A 23,413-nucleotide genomic window follows, 5' to 3' on the forward strand; every position below is an offset into this window, starting at 1 on the left:
AGCTTCGCTCACGGCGCCGACGAAGGAGGCACTGCGAGCGAGCGAAGCGAGTGAGCCGATCAGCAGAGCAGCTTCGCTCGCGATGCCGACGAAGGAGGCACCGTGAGCGCCCCCGCGGAGACGGTCGGTGTGGCGGAGGCGGTCCGGCGCCCCCGCCTGCTGGCCGGCCCGTACCGCACGGCCACGGTCGGGATCCTGCTCGTCGTCACGCTGCTGGCGTTCGAGCAGATGGCGGTCGGCACGGCGATGCCGGTCGCGGCGCGCGAGCTGCACGGGCTGTCGATGTACGCGTGGATTTTCAGCGCGGTGTCCATCAGCGGCCTGGTCGCCAACGTCCTCTCCGGCGGCTGGGCGGACGCCCGGGGGCCCGCCCTCCCGCTGTTCGCCGGGCTGGCGGTGTTCGTCGCCGGGCTCGTCGTCGCGGGCACCGCCCCCGGGATGGCCTGGCTCGTCGCGGGACGCGCCGTCCAGGGCTTCGGCTCCGGCCTGGCGATCGTCCCGCTGTACGTCATCGTGGCGCACGTCTACCCGGAGGAGTCCCGGCCGAAGGTGTTCGCGGCGATGTCGGCCGCGTGGGTCGTGCCGTCGCTGGTCGGCCCGTCCGTCGGCGGGCTCGTCGCCGAACATGTGGGCTGGCGCTGGGTCTTCCTCGGGTTGGTCCCCCTCGTACTCCCGGCGGCCGTCATGCTCGCGCCGGTCCTGCGCGGCTCACGGACGCACGGCGCGCTCCCCCGGGGCCGTACGCTCGCCGCCGTCGCGCTGGCCGCCGGCGCCACCCTCCTGCCCTGGGGCATCGACCATCGCTCACCGGCCGCGCTGCTCGGCCTGGCCGGGCTCGCGTACGGGCTGCGGGTCCTGCTGCCGCGCGGCACGCTGCGCCTCGGCCGGGGCCTGCCGACCGCGATCGCCATGCGCGGGCTGCTCATGGGCACGATGGCCGGGACGGAGACGTTCATCCCGCTCGCCCTGGTCACGCGGCACGGCTTCACCCCCACGGCCGCCGGGATCGTGCTCACCTCCGGGGCCCTCGGCTGGAGCGCCGGCTCCTGGTGGCAGGGCAGGTTCACGGACGCGTCGCGGGGGCGGTTCGCGGTGCTCGGCGCCGTCCTGCTCGCCATCGGCGTCGCCGGAATCACGCTGGCCCTGTACACCTCCGGCTGGGCGGCCGTCCCCGCCTGGATCGTCGGCGGGGTCGGGATGGGCATGGCCTTCCCCGCCCTCAGCGTCCAGGTGCTCAATCTCTCGGCACCGGCCGAGCAGGGCGTCAACTCCTCGGCCCTGCAGATCAGCGACACCCTCGGCTCGTCGCTCGCCATCGGCGTGGCCGGGGCCCTCGTCAACGCCGCGGGCCTGGGAGCCGGGCTCGCCTGGACCCTCGTCATCGGCCTCGTGGCGGCCACGGCCGCCCATCGTGTGGAGGTCTCCCGTGCTTGACTTCGCCCTTCCCCCGGCCCTCGAGGCGCACGAACCCCCGCCTCGCCGCGACGCCGTCCGCCTCCTCGCGGCCACCCGGGACGGCGTGACCCACCACGCCTTCACCGACCTGCCCGACCTGCTCCGGCCCGGGGACCTGCTCGTCGTGAACACCTCGGCCACCCTGCCCGCCGCCGTACGGCTCGACCGCATCGCCGTGCACTTCTCCGGGCCGATGCCCGCCGATCCGGACTCCTGGCTCGTGGAGCTACGGCTGCGGACCGGCCGGGCGACCGAGCCGTACGCCGGCGGATGCCCGGGTGAGTGGTTCCCCCTGCCCGGCGGCGCGACGCTGACCCTCCTGAACCGCTACACGCCCCGGCTGTGGCGGGCGCGGCTCGACACCGACGTCGAGCCGTACCTTCGGCAGTACGGCGTGCCGATCCGCTACGGCTACGTCGACCACGACCAGCCGACCGCCGCCTACCAGACCGTCTTCGCCGACGCGCTCGCCGCGGACGGCCTGGGCAGCGCCGAGATGCCGAGCGCGGCGCGTCCCTTCACCCCGGAACTGGTGACCCGCCTGGTGTCCCGGGGCGTGCTGGTCGCGCCGCTGACCCTGCACACCGGCGTCGCATCGCCGGAGAAGGACGAGCCGCCGTACCCGGAACGCTACGACGTCCCGGCCACGACGGCGGCGCTGGTGAACCATGTGAGGTGGGAGGGCGGTCGGGTGATCGCCGTGGGCACGACCGTCGTACGGGCGCTGGAGACCGCCGTCGCCGATGACGGGTTCGTCCGCGCGTCACAGGGCTGGACCTCGCATGTGGTCACCCCCGAAGAAGGCGTACGGGTGGTGGACGGCCTGCTCACCGGCCTGCACGAGCCGCGCTCATCCCACCTGCGGATGCTGACCGCGATCGCCGGCGAGGACCTGCTCGAACGCGTCTACACCGAGGCCCTGGCGGGCGGCTACCGCTGGCACGAGTTCGGCGACGCGAACCTTCTTCTTCCCCGCTGAGAGCACACACGGCCACCCTGGGTCGGCACGCCTTTCAGGGGAGCATCATCACCCGGGAGGGGGAGGTGCCAGTGCGGCGGCTCCAGTGAGCATCGACGGTATGAAGCCTTCTGGAGACTCGCTCATCTCGGATGCCCGATCGCAGCGAGCCGACCGGACATTGCCGGATCGCCGCGCACGGGACGATGCCCTACGCACCAATCGAAGGACCGCGTATGCGGCGTTCGCCTGGGTGATGGTCTTCGTGGCCTGGCACGTCATCTGGTACATCACCGGCCTCGACTTCCCCTCCGCTTCGGACCAGCATGGGGCCGGGCAGGTCGTCGTTCAGGTGTTCACGGTGATCGTCGATCTCCTGGTCATCGCCGGAGTCCTACTGCCGTTGGCCCTGGCTCAGCCGTGGGGCCGGCGGGTTCCTCGATGGATGCTTCTCTCCGCCGCGTGGACGGGATCCGTGCTCCTCTCAGCACGCGGGGTCTCGGGTGTCGGAGACGATCTGGTCCGGGTCACCGGGATCCTGCCGAAAGGATTCACCGGGCTGACGACGGCACAGGTCATCGGAACCTCACACCCCTCGTTCTGGGCGCTGTTCGCGAGCGGCGCCACCGATGTGCTCTTCACCGTCGGCGGCCTGACGTTCACTCTCGCCGCCATCGCCTACCGTCGCGCAACCCTCGTCTCCCACGAACGCGGGAGTTGATCAGCGAGCGGCCCTGGCCCAGCTGTTCCGCTGTCCGGTCAGCGCGCGGGAAATCATCCGGTTCGGCGACCTCAGCCTGCGGCTTCCGCGACGGACGATCATCATTCCGGCACATGATCCGAATCTCTCGGCTCTCGAACGCCTGATGAACCTTCGGTGGGCGCCGGCGGGCCGGGTCGCGAACAGGCGCGGAAGCCCTGGTGTCCGCATGGTGGACCGCCGCGCGAGTCACGATCAGAGCCAAGTACCGTGGTGAACAGCATGAATGCCAAGACGCGCACACTGCTCATCACGCTCACCGGCCGTGACCGTCCCGGAGTCACGTCTCGCCTGTTCAGCATCCTCGCCGGCTTTCCCGTGGCCGTCGCCGACGTCGAGCAGGTCGTGATCCGCGGCCGCCTGGTCCTCGGCGTCCTCGTCTCGTACGGCCCCGACACCGACGTCGGGCGGGTCTGGGCCGCCGCCGAGAAGATCGCCGCCGATCTCGGGATGGAGATCGAGCTGGCCACCGGCACCGGCAACGGCAGCCCCCGGCGCCGCGGGCGGCTGCACGTCACCATCCTCGGCAACCCGCTCACACCCGCCGCGATGGCCGGGATCGCGGGCCGCGTCGCCGCGCACGGCGCCAACATCGACCGCATCGAGCGGCTCGCCCACCACCCGGTCACGTGCATCGAGATGGACGTCTCCGGTGCCGACCCGGACGGTCTGCGCACCGCGCTCGCCGCAGAGGCCGCCGAGCAGCACGTCGACGTCGCCGTACAGCGCGGTGGCCTCGCCCGCCGGGCCAAACGCCTCATCGTCATGGACGTCGACTCGACCCTCATCCAGGGCGAGGTCATCGAGTTCATCGCCGAGCACGCCGGGCTGGCCGGCCAGGTCGCCGAGATCACCGAGGCGGCGATGCGCGGCGAGCTCGACTTCGAAGGAGCGCTGCGCGAGCGGGTAGCGATGCTCGCCGGCCTCGACGAGAGCGTGCTGGAGAAGGTCCGCGACCGCATCGAGTTCTCCCCGGGCGTGCGCACCCTCGTCCGTACACTCAAGCGGCTCGACTACAAGTTCGCGATCGTCAGCGGCGGGTTCACGCAGATCACCGACGCGCTCGCCGCGGACCTCGGCATCGACTACACGGCGGCCAACGTCCTCGAGGTCGAGGACGGCAAGCTCACCGGCCGCCTCGTCGGCCCCATCATCGACCGGGCCGGCAAGGCCGCGGCGCTGCGCCGGTTCGCGGCCGCCGCGGGCGTGCCGGTCAGCCAGACCGTCGCGATCGGCGACGGCGCCAACGACCTCGACATGCTCGCCGCCGCCGGGCTCGGCATCGCCTACAACGCCAAGCCCGTCGTACGCGAGGCCGCCGACACGGCCGTCAACGTGCCCTACATGGACACCATCGCCTTCCTGCTCGGCATCTCCCGCGAGGAGATCGACGCCGCGGACGCCGAGGACCCCGACCTCCCCTGAGCCGGTGGGCGGCCTCTCAGGCCCCCAGGAAGGCCAGGACGGCGCGGCCCCAGGCCGTGCCGACCGGCCAGTGGACTGCCGCGACGAGCGACCGCCAAGGCCGCCAGACCGAACTCGGCCTGGTGGTGGTCCTCGGCATCGCCATCGCCCACTGCGCCCTCGCGATCGCCAACACCTTCCTGACGTCCGTCGCCGGACGGGGCCGTGAGTTCCCCATGTTGCGCCTGTCGGGAGCGACCCGCCGCCAGGTCCTGACGTCAAGAGTCACGAGGCGGCGTCGACCTGGACGGCGTTCCGCAGGCGTTCGGCATCGGAGACGAGCCCGCGCAGCGCGTGCCGGGCGGCCGCGACCTCGACCAGTGAGCGGCGCAGCGTCGTGACCGCGTCCGTGCCGACCCCGCTGTCCAGCTCGTCGCGGCGGCGACGCGTCAGCTCCGCCAAGTGCTGGTCGAACTCGTCCAGCAGATCGTCGAGCCGTAGTTCGGCGTCCGTCCGCTCGTCCGACAGCACGGCGTCGGCACCGTCCTCAAGGTGGTCGGCGACGCGTTCGAGGATCGCGGGCAGCGGACCGGGGTCCGAGCGGTCCTCTTCCTGCAGCGCGACGAGGGCCCTCAGGTCGTCACGGAACCGCCGCGCCTCCACACCGACCTGGCGGAGCCGCCGGATGAGGTCGTCCGGCGGCGCCGGTTCGCGGCCGAGCCCGGTCACCGACTCCTCCACGCCGGTCGCCGCCGCCGCTGCGTCCTCCGTGCGGCGGCGGATCGACACCTCCCGGTCGCCGTCGAAGCGGGCCGCGACGGTCCGCGCCAGCCGGGCGTGCGTCCGCATCAGCCGGGCCAGCCGGCCCGGCAGGAGGCCGACCGTGCCGGCCGGCCACAGTACCCGCGCCGCGACGAGCGCGAAGAGCCCGCCGGCGATGGTGAGCCCGATCCGCCAGGTGGCGGCGGACCAGCTCATCGGCTTGGAATAGTCGACCAGCAGCATGATCATCGGGGTGGCGAACGCCATCCAGTGCCCGTGGTTGACCGGCCGCACCGTGAAGCCCAGCGCCGCACCGATGAAAACGAGCGCGATCAGGGTGCCCTGCTGCGGCACGAGCGCGAGGGCCAGCGCGGCGACGATCGCGCCGATCGCCGTGCCGCCGATCCGCTTGACGACCCGCGAGACCGTGTCGCCGTACGAGTCGCGCAGGCTGACGAAGACCGTGATCGTCAGCCAGTGCCCGTGCGGCAGCCGCAGCGCGGTGGTCACGGCCATGGCCAAGGCGATCGCCACGCCCATGCGCGCGGAGTACCGGAAGCCCGGCGAGCGTCTGCGGACGGCCTCCCAGAACCGGGTCCAGCCGCCCGTCGGCCGCTCTGGGAGGTGCGGCGCGTCGAACCCGATCTTCAGGCCCGGGGCGATGATCTTCCGGGCGCCGTCCACCCTCTCGGTCATCCGGGAGACCAACCGGCGGACCTGGACGACCAGCGCCGTCTCGATCAGGTAATCCGGCTCCGCCAGCCACGCCAGGCGGAGATCCTCGCTCACCCGGGTGAACCGGTGCAGCGCGACCGGCTCGTCGGCGACGAGAGACGGGCCACCACGCGTCTCGATCGCCCCGGCGACCAGCCGCAGCCGGGCGGCGATCGCCGCGACGGCCACCCGGCGCTCCCGCTCCCACTCCTCCGGCGGGGGCACTTCCAGGGCGACGTCGACGAGCATCCGCAGCGCCACGGCCTCGTCCATCACCCGGACGAACGCATCGATCAGCCGCTTCGGGCGCTGGTGGTCGTCCCGGCCGCCCGCCAGGTACAGCCCGTAGGTGGCCCGGGCCTTCCGGATCGCCTCGTACGCCCGGCGGCGGCGCCGAGTCCACTCGCCGTTCGGCGACTCAGGATCGGCCAGGACGTCGAGGGCGGCGGCCACCGCCGTGCCCGCGTCCGCCAGCGCCGTCCGCAGCGGCTGCAGGCGGTGGGTGAGGAGGGGGACGACCATCAGCAGAGCCACGAACAGCCCGCCGATCATCTCCATGAAGGCGTTGAATACGGCCGGGCTGCCCGGCGGCCGCACCGTGGCGACGACCGTGCACAGCGTCGCCGTGACGCCCAACCAGGGGACGGCCGCCGCGAGCGCCGCGACGACGGGCACGACCACGACGGCGAGCCAGCCGTGGCCGGACAGCAGGCCGCCGAACAGGGTGAAGGCCGTCACGACGATCACCGCCGTCAGCAGGGCGCGGGCCCGGGCGCCGTACGGGCCCTGCGGTGTCGTGTTGACGACGAAGAACGCCCCGAGAGCGGCCAGCCCGCCCCGGGCGGGGTGGCCGGTCACCGTGCCGATCACGAGGGGCGTGGCGATGGCGATGGACGCGACCGCGCCGTACATCCACGACGGGCGCCCCTCGGACTCGGCGTACGTCTCCCGCAACCAGGTCAGCGATGACCGCAATCCTCGCTCCCCCCTGTCCGGAATCTCCTGCTCTACTACAGCACGATGCGGGGGGCCGCACTACAGCACGATGCCGGGGCCCGCGCGGCCCCGGCATCGTCAGACGGTCATCAGGAGGCTGGATCGGGGACAGCCCCCTGCACGGCTTACAGACCGCCCGAGTTCAGCAGCAGGTTGGGAGTTCCGGCCGGGACGCCGCTGATCGCGTCCTTGACCGCGTGCGAGGTGATCCAGGAGGTGACGGCCGACTCGGAGCCGTCTCCGTTCGCCTCCTTGTAGAGGGCGGCCACACCGACGACGTGCGGGGTCGCCATGGACGTCCCGCTGATCGTCTTGGTGCCGCCGTTCAGCCAGTCGGAGGTGATGTCCACGCCCGGGGCGTACACCTGGACGCACTTGCCGAAGTTGGTGAAGCTCGCCGAGGCGTCGCTCTTGTCGGAGGCGGCGACGGCCAGGACCCCCTGGGCCCCGGACGGCGAACCGTTGCAGGCGTCGGCGCTCTCGTTGCCGGCGGCCACCGCGAGGAACACCCCGGCGCCGGTGAGCTTCTTCGCCGCGTTGTCGATGGAGGAGGACTTGGCGCCGCCGAGGGACATGTTCGCCACGGCCGGCTTGGCGGCGTGCTGAGCCACCCAGTCCATGCCCGCGACCACGTCCGCGTCGGTGCCGGAGCCCTGGCAGTCCAGCACGCGAACGGCCTTCAGCGTCACGTCCTTCGCGACGCCGTACGTCTTGCCGCCGATCGTGCCCGCGACGTGGGTGCCGTGGCCGTTGCAGTCCTTTCCGTCACCGCCGGTCGCGTCATAGCCGACCGCGGCGCGGCCGCCGAAGTCGGAATCGGACGTGTCGATGCCGGTGTCGATGACGTACGCGGTGACGCCCTTGCCGGTGTGCTGGTAGGTGTACTTCTGGTCGAGGCCCTTGGCCGCGTCGAGGCGGTCCAGCCCCCAGTCCGCGTTCGACTGGGTCTCCATCGTGTGCACGGTCGTCGCCTGCGTGACCTTTTCGACGTTCGGGTCCCGGCGCAGGCGGTCCAGTTGTGCGGCGTCGAGCCGGGCCGAGAAGCCGTTCGTGACGGCCTTGAACACGTGGGTGATTGCGCGCTGTGGCACCCGGTCCATCGCGTCGCTGCGCCGCGCGTCGCCGGATTTGACGGTGACGATGTACTGACCGGACGCCGCGCTGCTCTGTGCGGCGACCAAGGGTGCCAGAGTCGTTGCCGACGCGGCAGGGGTGACCGCGGCCATCGGCAGTGCGAGGAGGGGGAGGAATGCGAGCCTCTTCACGACCTCTCCGTTCGTTCGGCCCCATCCGGATCTCGGATGCGGCAGGCACGGGCCAACGGCTGGCCCGACCGAACGACGCCGGCTCCCCGCCGCTTCCGGCACGGTCCCCTGCCTGGCGTCCGTCCGCAGGTTAGAGATCCGGTCGGGGCTAATGGCACCCCTATGACGTTCCGTAACTGGCGTGACTGGATTTCTGACGGCCAGTCGCGGCCGCTGTGATCAGTACGGACAAGAGCGCCACCGACGCGAGTCGTGGCCGGATCCGGCCACTTTGTAAACTGATAAGTAACTGTGAGTGTCGCCACGCTGTGTCCTCGCGCGACTCGGCTCCGTACCGGACGGACCTGCGCGGACGACGCCGTAAATGCCGTCCACGCCGGCCCCGAGGAACGAGAAAGACCCGGGGATCAGACGGCGACAACCGTTGAATCGGGACGGGTCACCCGGGGGCTGGTCCGTTCACCGCGCTTTCGCCCGCGTCAGTGGGCGCGCGGCGTCCAGTACGCGGTAAGGCGGCCGATGCCCGGCCAAAGGTCGGACCAGTCCCCGTCGAACTCGATGACCGCCGTGGCCGCCGTCGGGAAACGCTCGGCGGCCGCACTGCCGAGGTCGAGCACGAGCCGGTGCATCGACGGGTTGTGGCCGACGAGGAGCAGCGTGCCGGGCTCCTCGTGCTGGGCGCGCAGGAGGTCGAGGATGGCCGCCGGGTCGTTGTCGTACACCCGCTCCTCGAAATCGACGGGAGCGTCGATCCGGAGCTCCTCGAGGGTCTGCCGGGTGCGCAGGGCGGGCGAGCAGATCACCCGGTCGGGGACGCGGCCGGCGGCGCGCAGCTCGTCGCCGGCCGCACGCGCGTCGCGCCGGCCACGGGTGGCCAGCGGGCGCTCGAAGTCCGGCGTGCCCAGAGGGGAGTCGGCTTTGGCGTGCCGGAGCACGATCAGCGTGGGCATCAGATGCGGTGGTGCGGCGAGAAGATCACGGCGATCAGAATGAGCACAAGGACGATCGCGACCATGATGCCGACGAGGACGGCGAACCCCTTGGCGCCGGACGGCTGGGACTTCTGCATGCCTCCAGTCTGCCGTGCCCTCGCCGTGCCACGACCACACCCCGCCCCTGGGAGGAGACGCGCTGGTCGGCGGCCATACCCGGAGGTGTGCGGTGAATCGCGGCCCGTGAAATTTGAGCTGGAGACGCGGAGAGGGCCGGACGGTGATCCGTCCGGCCCCCTCTGCCCTTCTTTCCAGGGTTGGCTCAGGTCACGACGCCTTGGCGGCCGCAGCCTCCTCCTCGTCGGTGGTGTCGGCGCCGCCCGGCGTCTTCTCGTCGCCGCTCTCGACGGCCGGCTCGGTCTCCCCGCCGATGGAGGAGGCCCGCCGCTTCGATACGACGATGGCGGCGACGATGATGCCGACCGAGACGACGGTGACGATGATCCGCAGCGCGGCGTTCGCGGCGTACGTGACGACGGCCTGGGCGATCAGTAGCGAGACCAGGTTCATCACCTTGATCAGCGGGTTGATCGCGGGGCCGGCGGTGTCCTTGAACGGGTCGCCGACCGTGTCGCCGATGATCGTCGCCTCGTGGGCCTGAGAGCCCTTGCCGCCGAGGTTGCCCTCTTCGACGAGCTTCTTGGCGTTGTCCCAGGCGCCGCCGGAGTTGGACAGGAACACCGCCATCAGCGCGCCGCAGGCGATCGCTCCCGCGAGGTACGCGCCGAGCGGCGCGTACCCGAGCGCGAAGCCGACCGCGATCGGCGTCATGATCGCCAGCAGGCCCGGCGTGGCGAGCTCACGCTGGGCGTCGGCGGTGCAGATGCTGACCACCCGGTCGTAGTCGGGCTTCTCGGTGAAGTCCATGATCCCGGGCTTGGTGCGGAACTGATTGCGCACTTCGACCACCACCCGGCCGGCCGCGCGGCCGACCGCCATGATCGCCAGGCCGGAGAACAGGAACACCACCGAGGCGCCGATGAGCAACCCGATCAGCACGTTCGGGTTGTCGACGCCGAGGTTGAAGTGCTGGAAGGTCGGCCCGAGGGCCTTCTTCACGCTGTCGTTCGCCCCGGCGAGCTCGTTGACAACCGTCGTACGGAACGAGCCGAACAGCGCGGTCGCGGCGAGCACGGCGGTGGCGATGGCGATGCCTTTGGTGATCGCCTTCGTGGTGTTGCCGACCGCGTCGAGGCTCTCCAGGACGCTTGCGGCCTCGCCCTCGACGTCGCCGGACATCTCCGCGATGCCCTGGGCGTTGTCGGAGACCGGGCCGAACGTGTCCATGGACACGATCACGCCGACCGTCGTCAGCAGACCCGTACCGGCCAGCGCGACCGCGAACAGCGCGACGGTCGTGTTGTTGAAGCCGAGGAGGAACGCGCCGTACACGGCCGCGCCGATCACCAGCGCGGTGTAGACGGCCGACTCCAGGCCGAGCGAGATGCCGGACAGGATGACGGTCGCCGGACCCGTACGGGCGCTGTCGGTGACGTCCTTGACCGGGCGGCGGTTGGTCTCGGTGAAGTAGCCGGTGAGCAGCTGGATGGCGCTGGCCAGCACGATGCCGACCAGCACGGCGCCGAGGGCGACCCAGCGCGGGTCGACGTCCGCGAGGTTCGAGTCGCCGCTGATCGAGGCGTTGGCGCCGTGCAGCTTGGCGAACGAGTCGGGGAGGTACAGGAAGGTGGCCACCGCGACCGCGATCGCGGAGACGATCGCGGAGATGAAGAAGCCCCGGTTGATGGCGCTCATGCCCGACCGGTCCTTGGCGCGCGGTGCGACCGCGAAGATGCCGATCACCGCGGTGACCACGCCGATCATCGGCACGATCAGCGGGAAGACCAGGCCCTCGGTGCCGAACGCGACCCGGCCGAGGATGAGGGCCGCGACGAGCGTGACGGCGTACGACTCGAACAGGTCGGCCGCCATGCCGGCGCAGTCGCCGACGTTGTCGCCCACGTTGTCGGCGATCGTGGCGGCGTTGCGCGGGTCGTCCTCGGGGATGCCCTGCTCGACCTTGCCGACCAGGTCCGCGCCGACGTCGGCGGCCTTCGTGAAGATGCCGCCGCCGACCCGCATGAACATCGCCAGCAGGGCCGCGCCGAATCCGAAGCCCTCGAGTACGCCCGGGGCATGGCCCTTGTAGGCGAACACGACGACGGCGGCGCCGAACAGGCCGAGGCCGACGGTGAACATTCCGGCGACGCCGCCAGTGCGGAAGGCGATCCGCATCGCGATCTTCTCGCCGCTCTCCCGTGCCGCCGCGGCGACCCGGACGTTGCCGCGTACGGCGAGCCACATGCCGGTGAATCCCGTGATGCCGGAGAACGCCGCGCCGACGACGAAGAACACCGATCGGCCGATCTTCACCCCGGTCGACTCCGCCGGAAGCAGGAGCAACAGGAACGGGATGAGGATCACGAAGATGAGCACCGTACGGAACTGGCGCTTGAGGTACGCCAACGCGCCCTCTTGCACCGCCCGCGCGATTTCCTGCATCTTCTCGGTGCCCTGGCCCGCCGCGAGTACCTCGCGGACCAGTACACCTGCTACGGCCAGCGCCAACAAGGCGATCACACCGACAACGACCACCAGACTCAGGTCGCTGCCGCCGAGATTCACCTCTGCACTGGCCTGGGCGGGCAGGGAAAGCCCAGACATGCATCCTCCTCGACAGCCGCGTTCGATCCGGTCGCCCCGGGGGTGACCGGCCACCGCCACGCGTCGGGCGGGGCAATGGTGCCGGGAGTCTACGCAGGCGTAGCCGGAATTAGAAGCCTGCTCGGTTGCTTAACAGTAATGCGACCGAGATGTGACACTCGCTGCACCAGAAATTAATCCTACGCCGCTAGCGAGGAGCATCTCCGCTGGTCAATCGCGACTTATAGGGCGATCCACTTCTTGATCAAAAAGCAGTCCATAAGGGGCGATCATGATTAGGACTGCGAAAACTGGGAAAAGTGTAACTCCCGTATAAAGCAGAGACCCCCGGGGCCGCATCTCACGCGGCCCCGGGGGCGGGGACGTCCATGCCGGTCGGTCGTCGCCGACCGGCGGCCGGCTCAGTCCTTCTTGACCGGCCAGCTCATCGTGATCTCGACACCGGAGGGCGTCGACGTGATGTCCACGTCGTCGGCCAGCCCCGCGATGACGGCGAATCCCAGATTGAGATCGCCGTTCAGCTCCACGAGGTCCACCGACGACCCCGGGACGCCGCTGCCCGCCGGATCGTCGTCGGGCACACGGTCGGTCACGACCACCTCGAACCGGTCCGCGCCGTCCCGCAGCTCCACCCGTACGGGCTCCTCCGGACACTGCTGGCGATGAGCCTCCACCGCACGGGAGCAGGCCTCACCGACCGCCAATCTCACCTCGTCGAGCAACGTCTCTTCGACCCCGCCCCGCCGGGCGACGGCGGTCGCGATCAACCGGGCGGTGCGGACATGGGCCGGCAAGGGGCTGAACGTGAGCTCGACGGTGGCTGTCTCGGGCGCCATCCCGGCCCTACTTCTGCTTCTTGCGGTGCTCTCGCGCGTCGTCGACCGAGTCGAAGATGCCGAAGACCTTGGTCAGGCCGGTGATCCGGAAAATCTTCAGGATGCGCTCCTGCGTGCAGACGAGCTCCAGCGAGCCGTCGTGCGCCCGTACCCGCTTGAGCCCGCCGACCAGCACCCCGAGGCCCGTGGAGTCGAGGAACTCGACCTTCTCCATGTCGACGAGCAGGTGGTACTTACCCTTGTTCACCAGGTCGATGAGCTTTTCGCGGAGTTTCGGCGCGGTGTAGACGTCGATCTCTCCCTCCACGTTGATGACGGTGAGGTCATCGTCGGTGGTGTAGTCGTTCACCTTCAGGTCCACAGATCCTCCTGCGCCGTGCCGCGTATGGAAGTCGGGGCCATGGAACCCCGCCGTGATTCAACCACGCTCCGCCATCGTGTCTACACGAAATCACCACACAGGGCGACCCTGCCCAGCGTGACGCGCCCTCGTGCGAGCAGGGGGTAGCACGGATGACGGTCCATGCGTTGTGCCCAGGATGCCAGACTGGAAACCTCCGCATGGCGAACCACTTTCAACCGAAGGGGTGACGCAGGCCATAGAAACGGACTCCGCACTCCCCTCTGATGACGGCACCTCGGCGGCCAACGGCTCGCGAGGGCGGGCTCCCTTGATCCTGCGCCGCCTGCGCGACGACCCGCGCCGCCACGGCCGTATCACCCACGTCCAGAACGTTCCCGCAGGCGAGGGCCGCACCGCCGACTGGCCCGCCTGGGTGCCGCGGCTTCTGATCGAGCGCCTGCGCCTGGCCGGCGTCGAGCGGCCCTGGGAGCACCAGGCGCGGGCCGCCGAGCTCGCGCACGACGGCCGGTCTGTGATCATTGCCACGGGCACCGCCTCGGGCAAGTCCCTGGCCTATCTCATGCCCGCGCTGGAGGCCGTGTTCGGCGGCGGCTCCGTGCTGTACCTCGCGCCGACCAAGGCCCTGGCCGCCGACCAGCTCCGCTCGCTGCGCGGCCTCAAGCTCGCGCAGCTGCGCGCCGCGACGTTCGACGGCGACACCCCGGCCGACGAGCGCACCTGGGTCCGCCAGTTCGCCGACTACGTCCTCACCAACCCCGACATGCTGCACCGCACGATCCTGCCCGGCCACGCGCGCTGGGCCCCGTACCTGCGGCGGCTCCGCTACGTCATCGTCGACGAGGCGCACGGCTACCGCGGCGTGTTCGGCTCCCACGTCGCCCAGATCCTCCGGCGGCTGCGGCGCGTCTGCGCCCGGTACGGCACCGAGCCGGTGTTCATCCTCGCGTCGGCGACCGCCTCGGACCCGGGCGCGTCGGCCTCCCGGCTCACCGGGGTCGACGTCGCGGAGGTGGCCGAGGACACCTCGCCGCGCGGCGCGACGTCGTTCGCGCTGTGGGAGCCGCCGCTGACCGAGCTGCGCGGCGAGCACGGCGCCCCCGTACGCCGCACGGCCACGGCCGAGGCCGCCGACCTGCTCGCCGATCTCGTCATCGAGGACGTGCAGACCCTGGCCTTCGTACGCTCGCGGCGCGGCGCGGAGGCGGTCGCGCTCGGCGCGAAACGAGCCCTCGCCGAGATCGCTCCGGACCTTCCCTCCCGCGTCGCCGCGTACCGGGCCGGCTACCTGCCCGAGGAGCGACGGGCGCTGGAGAAGGCCCTGCGATCCCGGGAGCTCGTCGGGCTCGCCTCCACCAACGCCCTCGAACTCGGCGTCGACGTCTCCGGACTCGACTCGGTGATCATCTGCGGCTGGCCCGGCACCCGCGCGTCGCTGTGGCAGCAGGCCGGCCGCGCGGGCCGCTCCGGCCAGGACGCCCTCGCCGTCCTGATCGCCCGCGACGACCCCCTCGACACCTACCTCGTGCACCACCCCTCGGCGATCTTCGGCACACCCGTCGAGGCGACCGTCCTCGACCCCGACAACCCGTACGTCCTGGCCCCGCACCTGTGCGCCGCCGCCGCCGAACTCCCGCTCACCGAGAAGGACCTGCCGCTGTTCGGCCCGTCGGTCAAGGACCTCCTGCCCGACCTCGTACGCCGCGGGCTCCTGCGGCACCGCCCCACCGGGTGGTACTGGACCAAGCGCGAGCGCGCCACCGACCTGGCCGACATCCGCGGCGCCGGCGGCCCGCCCGTCCAGGTCGTCGAGGCCGCCACCGGACGCCTCCTCGGCACCGTCGACGAGCCGTCCGCGCACACCACCGTCCACCAGGGCGCCGTCTACCTCCACCAAGGGGAGTCGTACGTCGTCCAGACCCTCGACCTGGAGGACTCGGTGGCGTTGGTCGAGGCGGCCGACCCCGACTACACGACCACCGCCCGCGACGTCACCGACATCTCCATCTTGGAGACCCTCCGGTCGATGTCCTGGGGCGAGGCGACCCTGTGCTTCGGCACCGTCGAGGTGACCCAGCAGGTCGTCTCGTACCAGATGCGCCGCCTCGCGAGCGGCGAGGTCCTCGGCGAACGCCCGCTCGACCTGCCGCCCCGTACGCTCCGCACCCGCGCGGTCTGGTGGACACTGCCCGACGAGGCGCTGCGGGTCCTGGGCGACGCCGACGTCGGCGGCTCCGCGCACGCCGCCGAGCACGCCTCCATCGGCCTGCTGCCGCTGTTCGCGACCTGCGACCGCTGGGACATCGGCGGCGTCTCCACGGCGCTCCACCCGGACACCGGCCGGATGACGGTGTTCGTCTACGACGGCCACGACGGCGGCGCCGGCTTCGCCGAACGCGGCTACGAACAGGCCGGACGCTGGCTGCGCTCGACCCGCGAGGCCATCGCCGACTGTGAGTGCGACCACGGCTGCCCATCCTGCATCCAGTCGCCCAAGTGCGGTAACGGCAACGATCCGCTGGACAAGCAGGGCGCGCTCGACCTGCTCGACGCCCTCCTGAAACAGGCGCCCTCCCGCTGATCACGCGGCCTGTCCCACGTTCCGGCGAGCCCGGCGGCGTCGTACGCTCATGCGCTGTCGGGTGGACGCTCTGTGACCGCTGTGGCAGTGGTGGCCCCTGTTGAAGCCGTCCACTTCCCGCTAACTTGGCCAATCCGACAAATCGCCGATGGCGCCGGTATGCCGCCGCGGATCGTGGTTCGCGCTCCGGGGCCATGGGAGAGGAGACGTATCGATGGTCATCCTGGGAATCGTGCTCGCCGCCGCGGCGGTTGCCGTAGGCATCGGCGTCATCGCCGGGAACTCGTCATCCGCCTCGATCGAGATCTTCGGCAAGCACGTGCCAGGCGTGCAGACCGACGGACAGGTCTTCGCCGCGGGCGTGCTCGTCGCGTTCGTGTTCCTGATCGGCATGGCGCTGGCCTTCCTGACGATGGGCCGCGCCCTGCGAGCACGCCGCGAGATCCGCGACCTGCGCGACCAGCACCGCGAGTCGCTCAGCACGCTGGAGATGGAGAAGCAGCAGCTGCAGCGCGAACTGGCCCGCGCCCGCAACACCACCGGCGGCCCCGCGACGACGGCCAACGACATCCCTGTCGCCGGCGGCCAGCGGTCCAACCGCGACCCGGTCTCCTCCTTCTTCGACCGCACCGAGTGACCGCCCCGCCCCGTACGACGCCGGGGTGATCCCCTCGGCCATCGGGCGTACGGGGAGCTCCGTTCTTCGACGGACGGCTCGTCCCGGCTTGTCCTCCCGGCTTGTCCTCCCGGCTTGTCCCCCCGGCTCGGTCGGTCTCTCGGCGAGCGGCGAGCGTTTTGCGCGCCGTGCGCTCGCCTGGGGAGGACACGACATCGCGGGTCTGCCCACAGGTGTACAACGGGCGCATGGACCCCAGAGCGCACCCCGACGGAGCGAACAGGCGCAACGCGGTCGTGGTCGGTGGTGGAATCGGCGGGCTGGCAGCCGCCGTCGCGCTGATCCGCTGCGGATGGCAGGTGGAGGTCCTCGAGCGCGCTCCCGCCTTCGAGGAGGTCGGCGCCGGGCTGTCCCTGTGGCCCAATGGGGTACGTGCCCTGGATGCGCTGGGCCTGGGCGAGAACGTTCGCCGACGGGCCATGACGGAGACCGAAGGAGGCATCCGGAACGCCTCCGGCCGCTGGCTGGCCCGAACCGACGTACGCGAACTGGGACGCCGATACGGCCCGGTCGTCGCCGTGCACCGCGCCGATCTGACCGAGGTCCTACGCCAAGCCGTGCCCACCGCCGCGCTCCGCATGAACGCCGAGGTCACCGGCGTCGAAGCCGCAAATTCCTCGGTCGAGGTCCGGCACACGGCAGGGGTGTCGCGAGCCGACCTGCTGGTGGGCGCCGACGGGCTCCGGAGCGTCGTCCGGCGGTCCCTCTGGCCCGGCCATCGCGCACCCCGCTACGCCGGATACACGGCCTGGCGCCTGATCGTCGATACGGGGGGTCATCCGTCGGCGGCCGGCGAGACCTGGGGACGCGGCCAGCGAGCGGGAATCGTGCCACTCGCCGACGGCAGCACCTACTTCTTCGGCGCCGCGAACGCTCCCGAGGGGCAGCGCAGCCCTGACGGCGAGCTGGCGGAGATGCGGCGGCGTTTCAACGGCTGGCACGCGCCGATCCCCGCACTCCTCGCCGCCGCCTCCGAGGACGCGGTGATGCGTCATGACATCTACGAACTGCCGCCGTTGCGCACCTTCGTCCATGGCCGCGCCGCACTGCTCGGCGACGCCGCGCACGCCATGACCCCGGACCTCGGGCAGGGCGCCAACCAGGCTCTGGAGGACGCCGTCACGCTGGCCGCGATGCTCGCCGCGCATCGGGACGTGGAACCCGCTCTCACCGCCTATGACCGGCAGCGTCGCGCCCGCACGCAGATGATCGCCCGCCGGTCCCGTCTCATCGGAACGGTCGCGCAATGGAGTTGGCAGCCCGCCGCCATCCTGCGGGACCGGGTCCTGCGGCTGAGCCCGTCCTCTTCCCTACTAACGGCGCTGGCTCCCGCACTTACCTGGCAACCCCCGACTCTGGAACCCGCGAACCGTCCCTCGTGAAGAGCCGGTACCACGCCCGCCACGAGTTGGCACGGCGAGTTGGCACGGCGACCGCGCCACGGCACAGGCATCGCGCCGAGCACACGCATCGGGCACACGCATCGGGCATCGCGCGAGGTACGTAGATCACGCCCACACGGATCGCGCAGGCACACAGGAATCGCTGGGCACCGGAATCGCGCGGGCGCACAGAGAACGCAGGGCACGGATCGCGCCGGGCGCAGCATCACGCGCGGCGGCGGACGGGGTCCGTCCGTCGGGTCAGCTCCGGCGCCGCCGCCCGCGGTAGCCGCGACGGGCAGGAGCAGCCTCTCGGTGGCCGGCGGCTCCGGAGGATTCCTGCCGGGCGTCCCCGCGGTCGGAGGCGCGATCCGGCGCCACCGCCGCGCCACCGGCGTTCTGGCGCGAGTCCGCGGCGGCGTCCGGAGCCGGAGCAGCGGTAGTGGAATCACCCGTCCCGGCGTCTCGGGCGTCACCGGCCGCTCCGGGCATGTCGGCACCCGTGACGAGCTCGGTGACCGGCGCCCTTCGCCGCTTCCGGACGGCCGGCCCCTCGCCACGCGGCGACTTCCCACCGGCACGACCGGCGGGACCGGTCTGCGCGACGCGAGCATCCGCTGCCAGTCGCTGACGGCGGGACCACATGCCGAAGTGCGCGGACAGCAGCAGGAGCACCAACGCGGCCGCGATGCTCTGACCCCACTTGATCGGAGTGGTCGCGGCGACGTTGTCCGCCCGCACCTGCTTGGTGTTCGGAGCGGCGATCTGCGGATCCGGCGTCGGGTACTGGAATCCCGCCCCCGAGCCATTTGGACCCAACGACGGAAGGTTGAACGGCGAGTTGCTGTTCAGCGACGGTGTCGGGACGCCGCCGGTGCCCGTGCCGCTGGGCAGGGTCGGGCCCGCCCCCGCCGGAACCGTCGTGTCCCCGCCGGACTTCGGCGTCTTGCCCGGCGTCGTCTTGTGATGCTTCGACTTGGGCTTCGGCGACGCCGACCGGGCGTTCACCGAGAACCCGCTCGTGTCGTACGTACAGGTGGTGAGGTTACCGATCACCTTCAGGACGAAGTATCCGTCCTCCTGAACAGTCACGTCTCCCGAGATGGTGCCGTCGTGAGTGGTCGGGCCTACCTGCTGGTCGAGACCGGGCCCGGAAATCTGAAGGTGGGCACCGGCGAGCATGCCGCTGACCTTGGCGCTGACGTGGACGCTCGACCCGGCGGTGATCGTGCCGGCGGGAGGAGTGATCGAAGCACTCGCCAACCCGTACCAACACGAGTCCTCAGCGTGCACGGGGCCGCTCTCGCCGACCGCGATGGCGGCTGCGGTCAGCGGAGTCATCAGGGCGACTGCGGCGGCCTTGGCGACCTTCCTCACGACGTCGTCCCTTCCTCGACAACTCTTCCGTCGCACCGGCTCGGAACACCGGCGGCAACGCTCATCCCTTGATCGAAACGCCCTGACGGGAAGAACGTCACGGTCGTTCCGAGTGACTCTAGGGGTTTCTGAAGCCGATGGTGGTAATTGTTCGCAGCAGCTTATCGGACACTATCTCCAATAGAGTCACAGATCCATACCAATGCCCCACCTTGCGTGGGGCATTGGTATGCATCCCATGTGACGGATCAACGAGCCAAGCCGCCTCCGGTCACGCCCTCCCCCGTCGGATCAGGTTTCGGCACGCCACCGCCGTCCACCGGGCCGGCGCGGGCCCGGGCGGTGGCGGTCAGCCGGCCCAATCGCGGCAGCGACCGGACCTGGGAAGTGACGACGACGTCCGCGACCGAGCCGCGGACCTCACACTGGTGGAGCCGCGCCTGAGAATCGCGCGCCACTCGTGCCGCGAGCAGGCAGGCACGCTCGGATCCTTCGGCCACGTGTGCGGCCGCGGCGAGAGCCGCGAGATCTGCGGCGGCATGCGCACGATGCCGAGCGGCGCGCGCTCCGCCCACGACCATCGCCATCGCGGCCACCGTCCAGACGGCCCCGATCAGCGCGACCGTCCACACCGTGCCCGAACCTCGGTCTCCGGGTTCCGTTTCCACGGACCGGCATGCGCTCTCGATCGTCCTCCACGTCACCCCCGCCAATGCCGACGCCATTTCCCGTAGCACCTCCGCTCCCCCCGGCCCCCTCCACCCCGTCCCTCTCCGCCGAGTCCCTCCTCCGCCCCGTCTCTCTCCGCCCCGTGCCTCTCCGCCCCGTGCCTCTCCGCCCCGTGCCTCTCCGCCCCGTGCCTCTCCGCCTCCCCGTCCCTTCCGCCTCCCCATCGCTCGCCGACCTCCCATCCCTCTCCGACCTTCCGCGGGTCACCGGTCAGCTCGATCGCAACGATCCGGTAGCCGACCTCGCGGGCGGCACGCGCGGCGTCGGCGACCGGGACGGGCGTTTCCTCCAGACTTCCGATGCCTCAGCCGTGGGCGGCCGTCGTCTGGGTGCCTCCTTCCGGCTCGGTGGCGGCGGCGGCTTGGGCTCGCAGCTTCAGGGGTGGGAAGAGGCTCCGCACCGGAGGGCTCACCGTGGCCCGTACGACCACACGGGTGATGCGGGAGTCCCGATGGATCCAGACGCTCGCGCCTGAAGGAGCCGCGCTCCGAGCGGCGGCCCGGACCTCGCTCATCGGCTCTCCTCGGGCGGCGGCACGGGCACCGGCTCTCGCGGCGTCCACGCATGCGACCTGGGCCGCCGCGGCACTCACCCCCCACATCGCGGTCGCGAGGATGAGGACGAGCGCCGGGAAGGCGACCGCCGTCTCGGCGGTCACCGATCCTCGGTCACGATCGGGCGCGACGAGGCCGCATCGCCCTACCGGACCACCGGGCGGTGCGGTGCGGGCCGTGCGGCCCGCATCCACCGTGCCCGCTCGGTGTCGGATCGGTGGCCCGCCTGGACCACCAGAGCCTCCAGCGACCGCCGCAGCCGAAATCCGGGCACCTGTCGGCGCATCGTTCCCTACGCCCTCTCGTACGGCAACGGCCGGACCGGACTCGGCGACACGCCCGCGCCCCATCGCGGCACTCCCGGATCCGATCACCGCCCCCACTCCGATGAGCGTGAGGCCCGAAGGCACGCGTGCGACCCGTCCCGCCGATCATCGCTCCGCATGGCAGTCGGTCAACCCACGAGAGTGAGTGCCCGATGGATGATCGTTAAGAGCATTCGCCGGACTTCTGGGCTGGTCACGATCTTGAACAACAGGCCGGCGAAAGCGGCGGCCGCCACCGTGCCAACGGCGTATTCGGCGGTGGACATGCCGTCGTCGCTCCCACGGCTACGCCAACGGCGACTCAGCGTAGAGATCGTGCGCATGTGATCCTCCTGTTCAGGTGACGGACGCGAGAACGTCCCGGCATCAGCCTTACGGAACGCCCAGAGACCGACCATCCCCGAACAACGTTCTGTGGAGAACTTGCACCAGTGTCGGCGGCGAGCCCGCACTTCTGTTCCGCCGGGAGGACCGCGTCTACTCCGTCGACACGGTGCAGATCACGCACGGCCTGATCACCGCATTTCGCAGGGTCCTCAACCCGGAAAAAATCACGCACTTCTGAGCCGTCACACCCGTGTGGCCTGGCTCGTCTCCCTGATGACAACCTGGAACGAGACCACTGAAAGGGACATCACCATGGCCCGGCCGGGCGACGACGCCCCGGCGGTCGTGGCGGTGGAATCAACCTGCCGGCCCCACGATGACGGGTCGATGTGAGTTCCACGTCCGGATGACCTGTGCGCTCGAACTCGAAGACGCCGCCATGAGAGGAACGCCATGCAAGCCGTCACTGTCCGAGACCGCGCCGCCGGTGTCGGCGGACTCTCCCTGGCGGAAATGCCGTACCCGCATGCCGCCGAGAACGACGTCATCGTGCGGGTGCATACCGCGGGGTTCACCCCCGGAGAGCTCGACTGGCCGGGTACGTGGACCGATCGCGCCGGCCGTGACCGGACGCCGAGCGTTCCCGGACATGAGCTGTCGGGTGTCGTCGCCGCGCTGGGTTATGGAACCACCGGTCTTAGCGTCGGCCAGCGGGTGTTCGGACTGGCCGACTGGACCCGCAACGGCTCACTGGCCGAGTACGCCGCGGTGGAGGCCCGCAATCTTGCCCCGCTTCCGGCGGACGTCGACCACACCGTGGCCGCCGCACTGCCGATCTCGGGGCTGACCGCGTGGCAGGGCCTGTTCGACCACGGCCGCCTCGCGACAGGCCAGACCGTCCTGATCCACGGTGCCGCGGGGGGTGTGGGTTCGATCGCGGTGCAGCTCGCACGCGAGGTGGGAGCCGTGGTGATCGGCACAGGCCGGGCCGCCGACAGGGAAACCGCACTCGGTCTCGGCGTGGATCTCTTCCTCGACCTGCAGGCCGATCAACTGGAAGATGCCGGTGAGGTCGACGTGGTGTTCGACGTGATCGGCGGCGAGATCCTCGACCGCTCGGCCGCGCTGGTGCGCGCCGGCGGCACGCTCGTCACCGTCGCCACTCCACCCACGGTCCAACCCAAGGTCGGGCAGGCGATCTTCTTCGTCGTCGAACCCGATCGCGCCCGGCTCGCGGACCTCGCCCAGCGGGTACGGGACGGACGGCTCAAGCCGATCGTCGGGGCCGTGCTGACGCTCCCCGAAGCGCCCTACGCGTTCGCCCCCGACCAGCGCACCCCCGGCAAAACGATCATCCGGGTCATCGAAGACCGAGGAGGGGAACAATCATGATCGGAATACGGCTTGCCTGCGGCTTCCTGGCTGCCGGCATGGTGGCTACGGCCACCGCATGCGCCCCCGCAGCACAGCGTGCGACCGGCAGGGTGGCCGCTGTTGCCACGATTTCGAACCAACCGTCCGAGACGCTGTCGCCTCTGTTCGAACAGAGGCTTCCGAATGTCAAGGGCAAGACGTTCACCTCAGCGATCGTGGACTTCCCGCCCAACGCGCGCGCGGTGCCGCATCGGCACGGCGCAGCGTTCGTTTACGCCTACGTGCTCCAGGGCACTGTGCGCAGCCGACTCGCCGGCAAGCCAGTACGTACGTACCACCAAGGACAGAACTGGGTCGAGCAGCCCGGCGCCCACCACCTGCTCACGGAGAACACCAGCCCGACGAAGCCGGCGAAGCTGCTGGTCATCTTCATCTCCAACACCGGAGACAAGCTCAAGGTCAATGATCCGCCACGGTAGGACATCGGCTGCACCAGGGCTTGTGCCCAGCCCAGAGACGAGAGTGTTCGGATCATCAATTTGGGCAGTCGTGCGGCGACGAGCCCGCTCCCGAACATGGTGGACTACTCGGCCGCGAAGGCCGCCGTGGTCAACATGACCACCGGGCTGGCCCGTCACCTTGCCGGCTCGGGGATCACGGCGAACACCGTGAGCCCCGGTGTGATCGTCACCGCGGGCATGCGGCGGATGTTCGAGGACCGCGCGGCGGCGCAGGGCCGACCCGCGCCGTGGAACGAGTTGGAGCCGCAGGTGCTGGCCGAGTACGCGCCGAACCCCAGCGGACGGCTCGGCACCGCGGACGATGTCGCAGCCGCGGTGGCCTTTTTGGCCAGTCCGCTGGCCGGTTACATCAACGGCATCGACCTGCGCGTCGACGGCGGAATCACCCCGGTGCCGTAG

Annotated in this window: 20 protein-coding genes; 10 read left to right on the top strand and 10 right to left on the bottom strand. The window is 70.8% G+C overall.

The genetic code is table 11. The annotated features are described in order from the left end of the window. Positions 1-102 precede the first annotated feature (102 nt). The 4 genes from AB0I04_RS46110 to serB all read left to right on the top strand — a co-directional run bounded on the left by AB0I04_RS46110 (position 103) and on the right by serB (position 4,598). Positions 103-1,434 carry an MFS transporter gene (locus AB0I04_RS46110; RefSeq protein WP_360899988.1) on the top strand — a complete coding sequence of 444 codons (1,332 nt, stop codon included), beginning with the start codon at positions 103-105 and terminating at the stop codon, positions 1,432-1,434. Further along, the gene (locus AB0I04_RS46115) at positions 1,427-2,434 is read left to right on the top strand and encodes an S-adenosylmethionine:tRNA ribosyltransferase-isomerase (protein WP_360899991.1); all 1,008 of its coding nucleotides are present in this window, start codon (positions 1,427-1,429) and stop codon (positions 2,432-2,434) included. Before AB0I04_RS46110 ends, AB0I04_RS46115 begins: the two co-directional genes overlap by 8 nt. Positions 2,435-2,534: 100 nt before the next feature. Continuing rightward, positions 2,535-3,134: a hypothetical protein gene (locus tag AB0I04_RS46120; protein WP_360899994.1), complete on the top strand. Its 600-nt coding sequence runs from the start codon at positions 2,535-2,537 to the stop codon at positions 3,132-3,134. A gap of 261 nt (positions 3,135-3,395) precedes the next feature. Continuing rightward, a complete protein-coding gene (gene serB, locus AB0I04_RS46125) occupies positions 3,396-4,598 on the top strand; it encodes a phosphoserine phosphatase SerB (RefSeq protein ID WP_360899997.1) in 1,203 nt (400 codons plus the stop codon). A gap of 264 nt (positions 4,599-4,862) precedes the next feature. Here serB and AB0I04_RS46130 read toward each other — a convergent pair whose 3' ends face one another. The 6 genes from AB0I04_RS46130 to AB0I04_RS46155 form a co-directional block, all read right to left on the bottom strand. Then, positions 4,863-7,028: an FUSC family protein gene (locus AB0I04_RS46130; protein ID WP_360900000.1), complete on the bottom strand. Its 2,166-nt coding sequence runs from the start codon at positions 7,026-7,028 to the stop codon at positions 4,863-4,865. Between the two features lie 146 nt (positions 7,029-7,174). After that, positions 7,175-8,314: a S8 family peptidase gene (locus tag AB0I04_RS46135; RefSeq protein WP_360900004.1), complete on the bottom strand. Its 1,140-nt coding sequence runs from the start codon at positions 8,312-8,314 to the stop codon at positions 7,175-7,177. Between the two features lie 479 nt (positions 8,315-8,793). Continuing rightward, positions 8,794-9,264, bottom strand: a complete 471-nt coding sequence (locus AB0I04_RS46140; RefSeq protein WP_360900007.1) for a histidine phosphatase family protein — start codon at positions 9,262-9,264, stop codon at positions 8,794-8,796. A gap of 309 nt (positions 9,265-9,573) precedes the next feature. Next, complete coding sequence (locus AB0I04_RS46145; RefSeq protein ID WP_360900010.1) at positions 9,574-11,970, bottom strand: sodium-translocating pyrophosphatase; 2,397 nt, start codon at positions 11,968-11,970, stop codon at positions 9,574-9,576. 401 nt (positions 11,971-12,371) lie between these two features. Beyond that, positions 12,372-12,806 (bottom strand): ATP-binding protein, encoded by a 435-nt coding sequence (locus tag AB0I04_RS46150; protein ID WP_360900013.1) that lies wholly within the window; start codon positions 12,804-12,806, stop codon positions 12,372-12,374. 7 nt (positions 12,807-12,813) lie between these two features. Continuing rightward, complete coding sequence (locus AB0I04_RS46155) at positions 12,814-13,167, bottom strand: STAS domain-containing protein (protein ID WP_252843406.1); 354 nt, start codon at positions 13,165-13,167, stop codon at positions 12,814-12,816. A gap of 310 nt (positions 13,168-13,477) precedes the next feature. Here AB0I04_RS46155 and AB0I04_RS46160 point away from each other — a divergent pair, with 310 nt between their 5' ends. The 3 genes from AB0I04_RS46160 to AB0I04_RS46170 all read left to right on the top strand — a co-directional run bounded on the left by AB0I04_RS46160 (position 13,478) and on the right by AB0I04_RS46170 (position 17,806). Then, positions 13,478-15,748, top strand: a complete 2,271-nt coding sequence (locus AB0I04_RS46160) for a DEAD/DEAH box helicase (RefSeq protein ID WP_360900017.1) — start codon at positions 13,478-13,480, stop codon at positions 15,746-15,748. A gap of 214 nt (positions 15,749-15,962) precedes the next feature. Then, positions 15,963-16,385 carry a hypothetical protein gene (locus tag AB0I04_RS46165; RefSeq protein ID WP_360900020.1) on the top strand — a complete coding sequence of 141 codons (423 nt, stop codon included), beginning with the start codon at positions 15,963-15,965 and terminating at the stop codon, positions 16,383-16,385. A 227-nt stretch (positions 16,386-16,612) separates the two neighbouring features. Further along, a complete protein-coding gene (locus tag AB0I04_RS46170; protein WP_360900023.1) occupies positions 16,613-17,806 on the top strand; it encodes an FAD-dependent monooxygenase in 1,194 nt (397 codons plus the stop codon). A gap of 261 nt (positions 17,807-18,067) precedes the next feature. Here the strand turns inward: AB0I04_RS46170 and AB0I04_RS46175 are convergent, their stop codons facing one another. From AB0I04_RS46175 to AB0I04_RS46190, 4 genes are all read right to left on the bottom strand, one after another. Continuing rightward, on the bottom strand, positions 18,068-19,183 hold the full coding sequence (locus tag AB0I04_RS46175) for a hypothetical protein (protein WP_360900026.1): 1,116 nt from the start codon (positions 19,181-19,183) through the stop codon (positions 18,068-18,070). A 248-nt stretch (positions 19,184-19,431) separates the two neighbouring features. Then, positions 19,432-20,094 carry an Rv3654c family TadE-like protein gene (locus AB0I04_RS46180; RefSeq protein WP_360900029.1) on the bottom strand — a complete coding sequence of 221 codons (663 nt, stop codon included), beginning with the start codon at positions 20,092-20,094 and terminating at the stop codon, positions 19,432-19,434. 122 nt (positions 20,095-20,216) lie between these two features. Next, positions 20,217-20,570 carry a TadE family type IV pilus minor pilin gene (locus AB0I04_RS46185; protein WP_360900032.1) on the bottom strand — a complete coding sequence of 118 codons (354 nt, stop codon included), beginning with the start codon at positions 20,568-20,570 and terminating at the stop codon, positions 20,217-20,219. A 350-nt stretch (positions 20,571-20,920) separates the two neighbouring features. Continuing rightward, on the bottom strand, positions 20,921-21,115 hold the full coding sequence (locus AB0I04_RS46190; RefSeq protein WP_360900035.1) for a DUF4244 domain-containing protein: 195 nt from the start codon (positions 21,113-21,115) through the stop codon (positions 20,921-20,923). Between the two features lie 457 nt (positions 21,116-21,572). On the opposite strand from AB0I04_RS46190, the gene AB0I04_RS46195 reads away from it, so the two are divergent. The 3 genes from AB0I04_RS46195 to AB0I04_RS46205 are packed head-to-tail and all read left to right on the top strand — an operon-like array spanning position 21,573 to position 23,413. Continuing rightward, on the top strand, positions 21,573-22,511 hold the full coding sequence (locus AB0I04_RS46195) for an NADP-dependent oxidoreductase (RefSeq protein ID WP_360900038.1): 939 nt from the start codon (positions 21,573-21,575) through the stop codon (positions 22,509-22,511). After that, entirely contained in the window at positions 22,508-22,972 is a 465-nt protein-coding gene (locus AB0I04_RS46200; RefSeq protein WP_360900041.1) for a cupin domain-containing protein, read from the top strand. Before AB0I04_RS46195 ends, AB0I04_RS46200 begins: the two co-directional genes overlap by 4 nt. A 3-nt stretch (positions 22,973-22,975) precedes the next feature. Then, positions 22,976-23,413, top strand: a complete 438-nt coding sequence (locus AB0I04_RS46205; RefSeq protein WP_360900108.1) for an SDR family oxidoreductase — start codon at positions 22,976-22,978, stop codon at positions 23,411-23,413.

This window comes from Actinoallomurus sp. NPDC050550 (genome assembly GCF_040655075.1).
Lineage (GTDB): Bacteria > Actinomycetota > Actinomycetes > Streptosporangiales > Streptosporangiaceae > Actinoallomurus.

What these genes read in the sequence shown, in the direction of transcription:
- AB0I04_RS46120 (WP_360899994.1), top strand. Translation starts at nt 2,535, where the DNA reads ATGAAGCCTTCTGGAGACTCGCTCATCTCGGATGCCCGATCGCAGCGA.
- serB (WP_360899997.1), top strand. Translation starts at nt 3,396, where the DNA reads ATGAATGCCAAGACGCGCACACTGCTCATCACGCTCACCGGCCGTGAC.
- AB0I04_RS46140 (WP_360900007.1), bottom strand. Translation starts at nt 9,264, where the DNA reads ATGCCCACGCTGATCGTGCTCCGGCACGCCAAAGCCGACTCCCCTCTG.
- AB0I04_RS46145 (WP_360900010.1), bottom strand. Translation starts at nt 11,970, where the DNA reads ATGTCTGGGCTTTCCCTGCCCGCCCAGGCCAGTGCAGAGGTGAATCTC.
- AB0I04_RS46150 (WP_360900013.1), bottom strand. Translation starts at nt 12,806, where the DNA reads ATGGCGCCCGAGACAGCCACCGTCGAGCTCACGTTCAGCCCCTTGCCG.
- AB0I04_RS46165 (WP_360900020.1), top strand. Translation starts at nt 15,963, where the DNA reads ATGGTCATCCTGGGAATCGTGCTCGCCGCCGCGGCGGTTGCCGTAGGC.
- AB0I04_RS46170 (WP_360900023.1), top strand. Translation starts at nt 16,613, where the DNA reads ATGGACCCCAGAGCGCACCCCGACGGAGCGAACAGGCGCAACGCGGTC.
- AB0I04_RS46180 (WP_360900029.1), bottom strand. Translation starts at nt 20,094, where the DNA reads ATGGGAGGTCGGCGAGCGATGGGGAGGCGGAAGGGACGGGGAGGCGGA.
- AB0I04_RS46190 (WP_360900035.1), bottom strand. Translation starts at nt 21,115, where the DNA reads ATGCGCACGATCTCTACGCTGAGTCGCCGTTGGCGTAGCCGTGGGAGC.
- AB0I04_RS46195 (WP_360900038.1), top strand. Translation starts at nt 21,573, where the DNA reads ATGCAAGCCGTCACTGTCCGAGACCGCGCCGCCGGTGTCGGCGGACTC.
- AB0I04_RS46200 (WP_360900041.1), top strand. Translation starts at nt 22,508, where the DNA reads ATGATCGGAATACGGCTTGCCTGCGGCTTCCTGGCTGCCGGCATGGTG.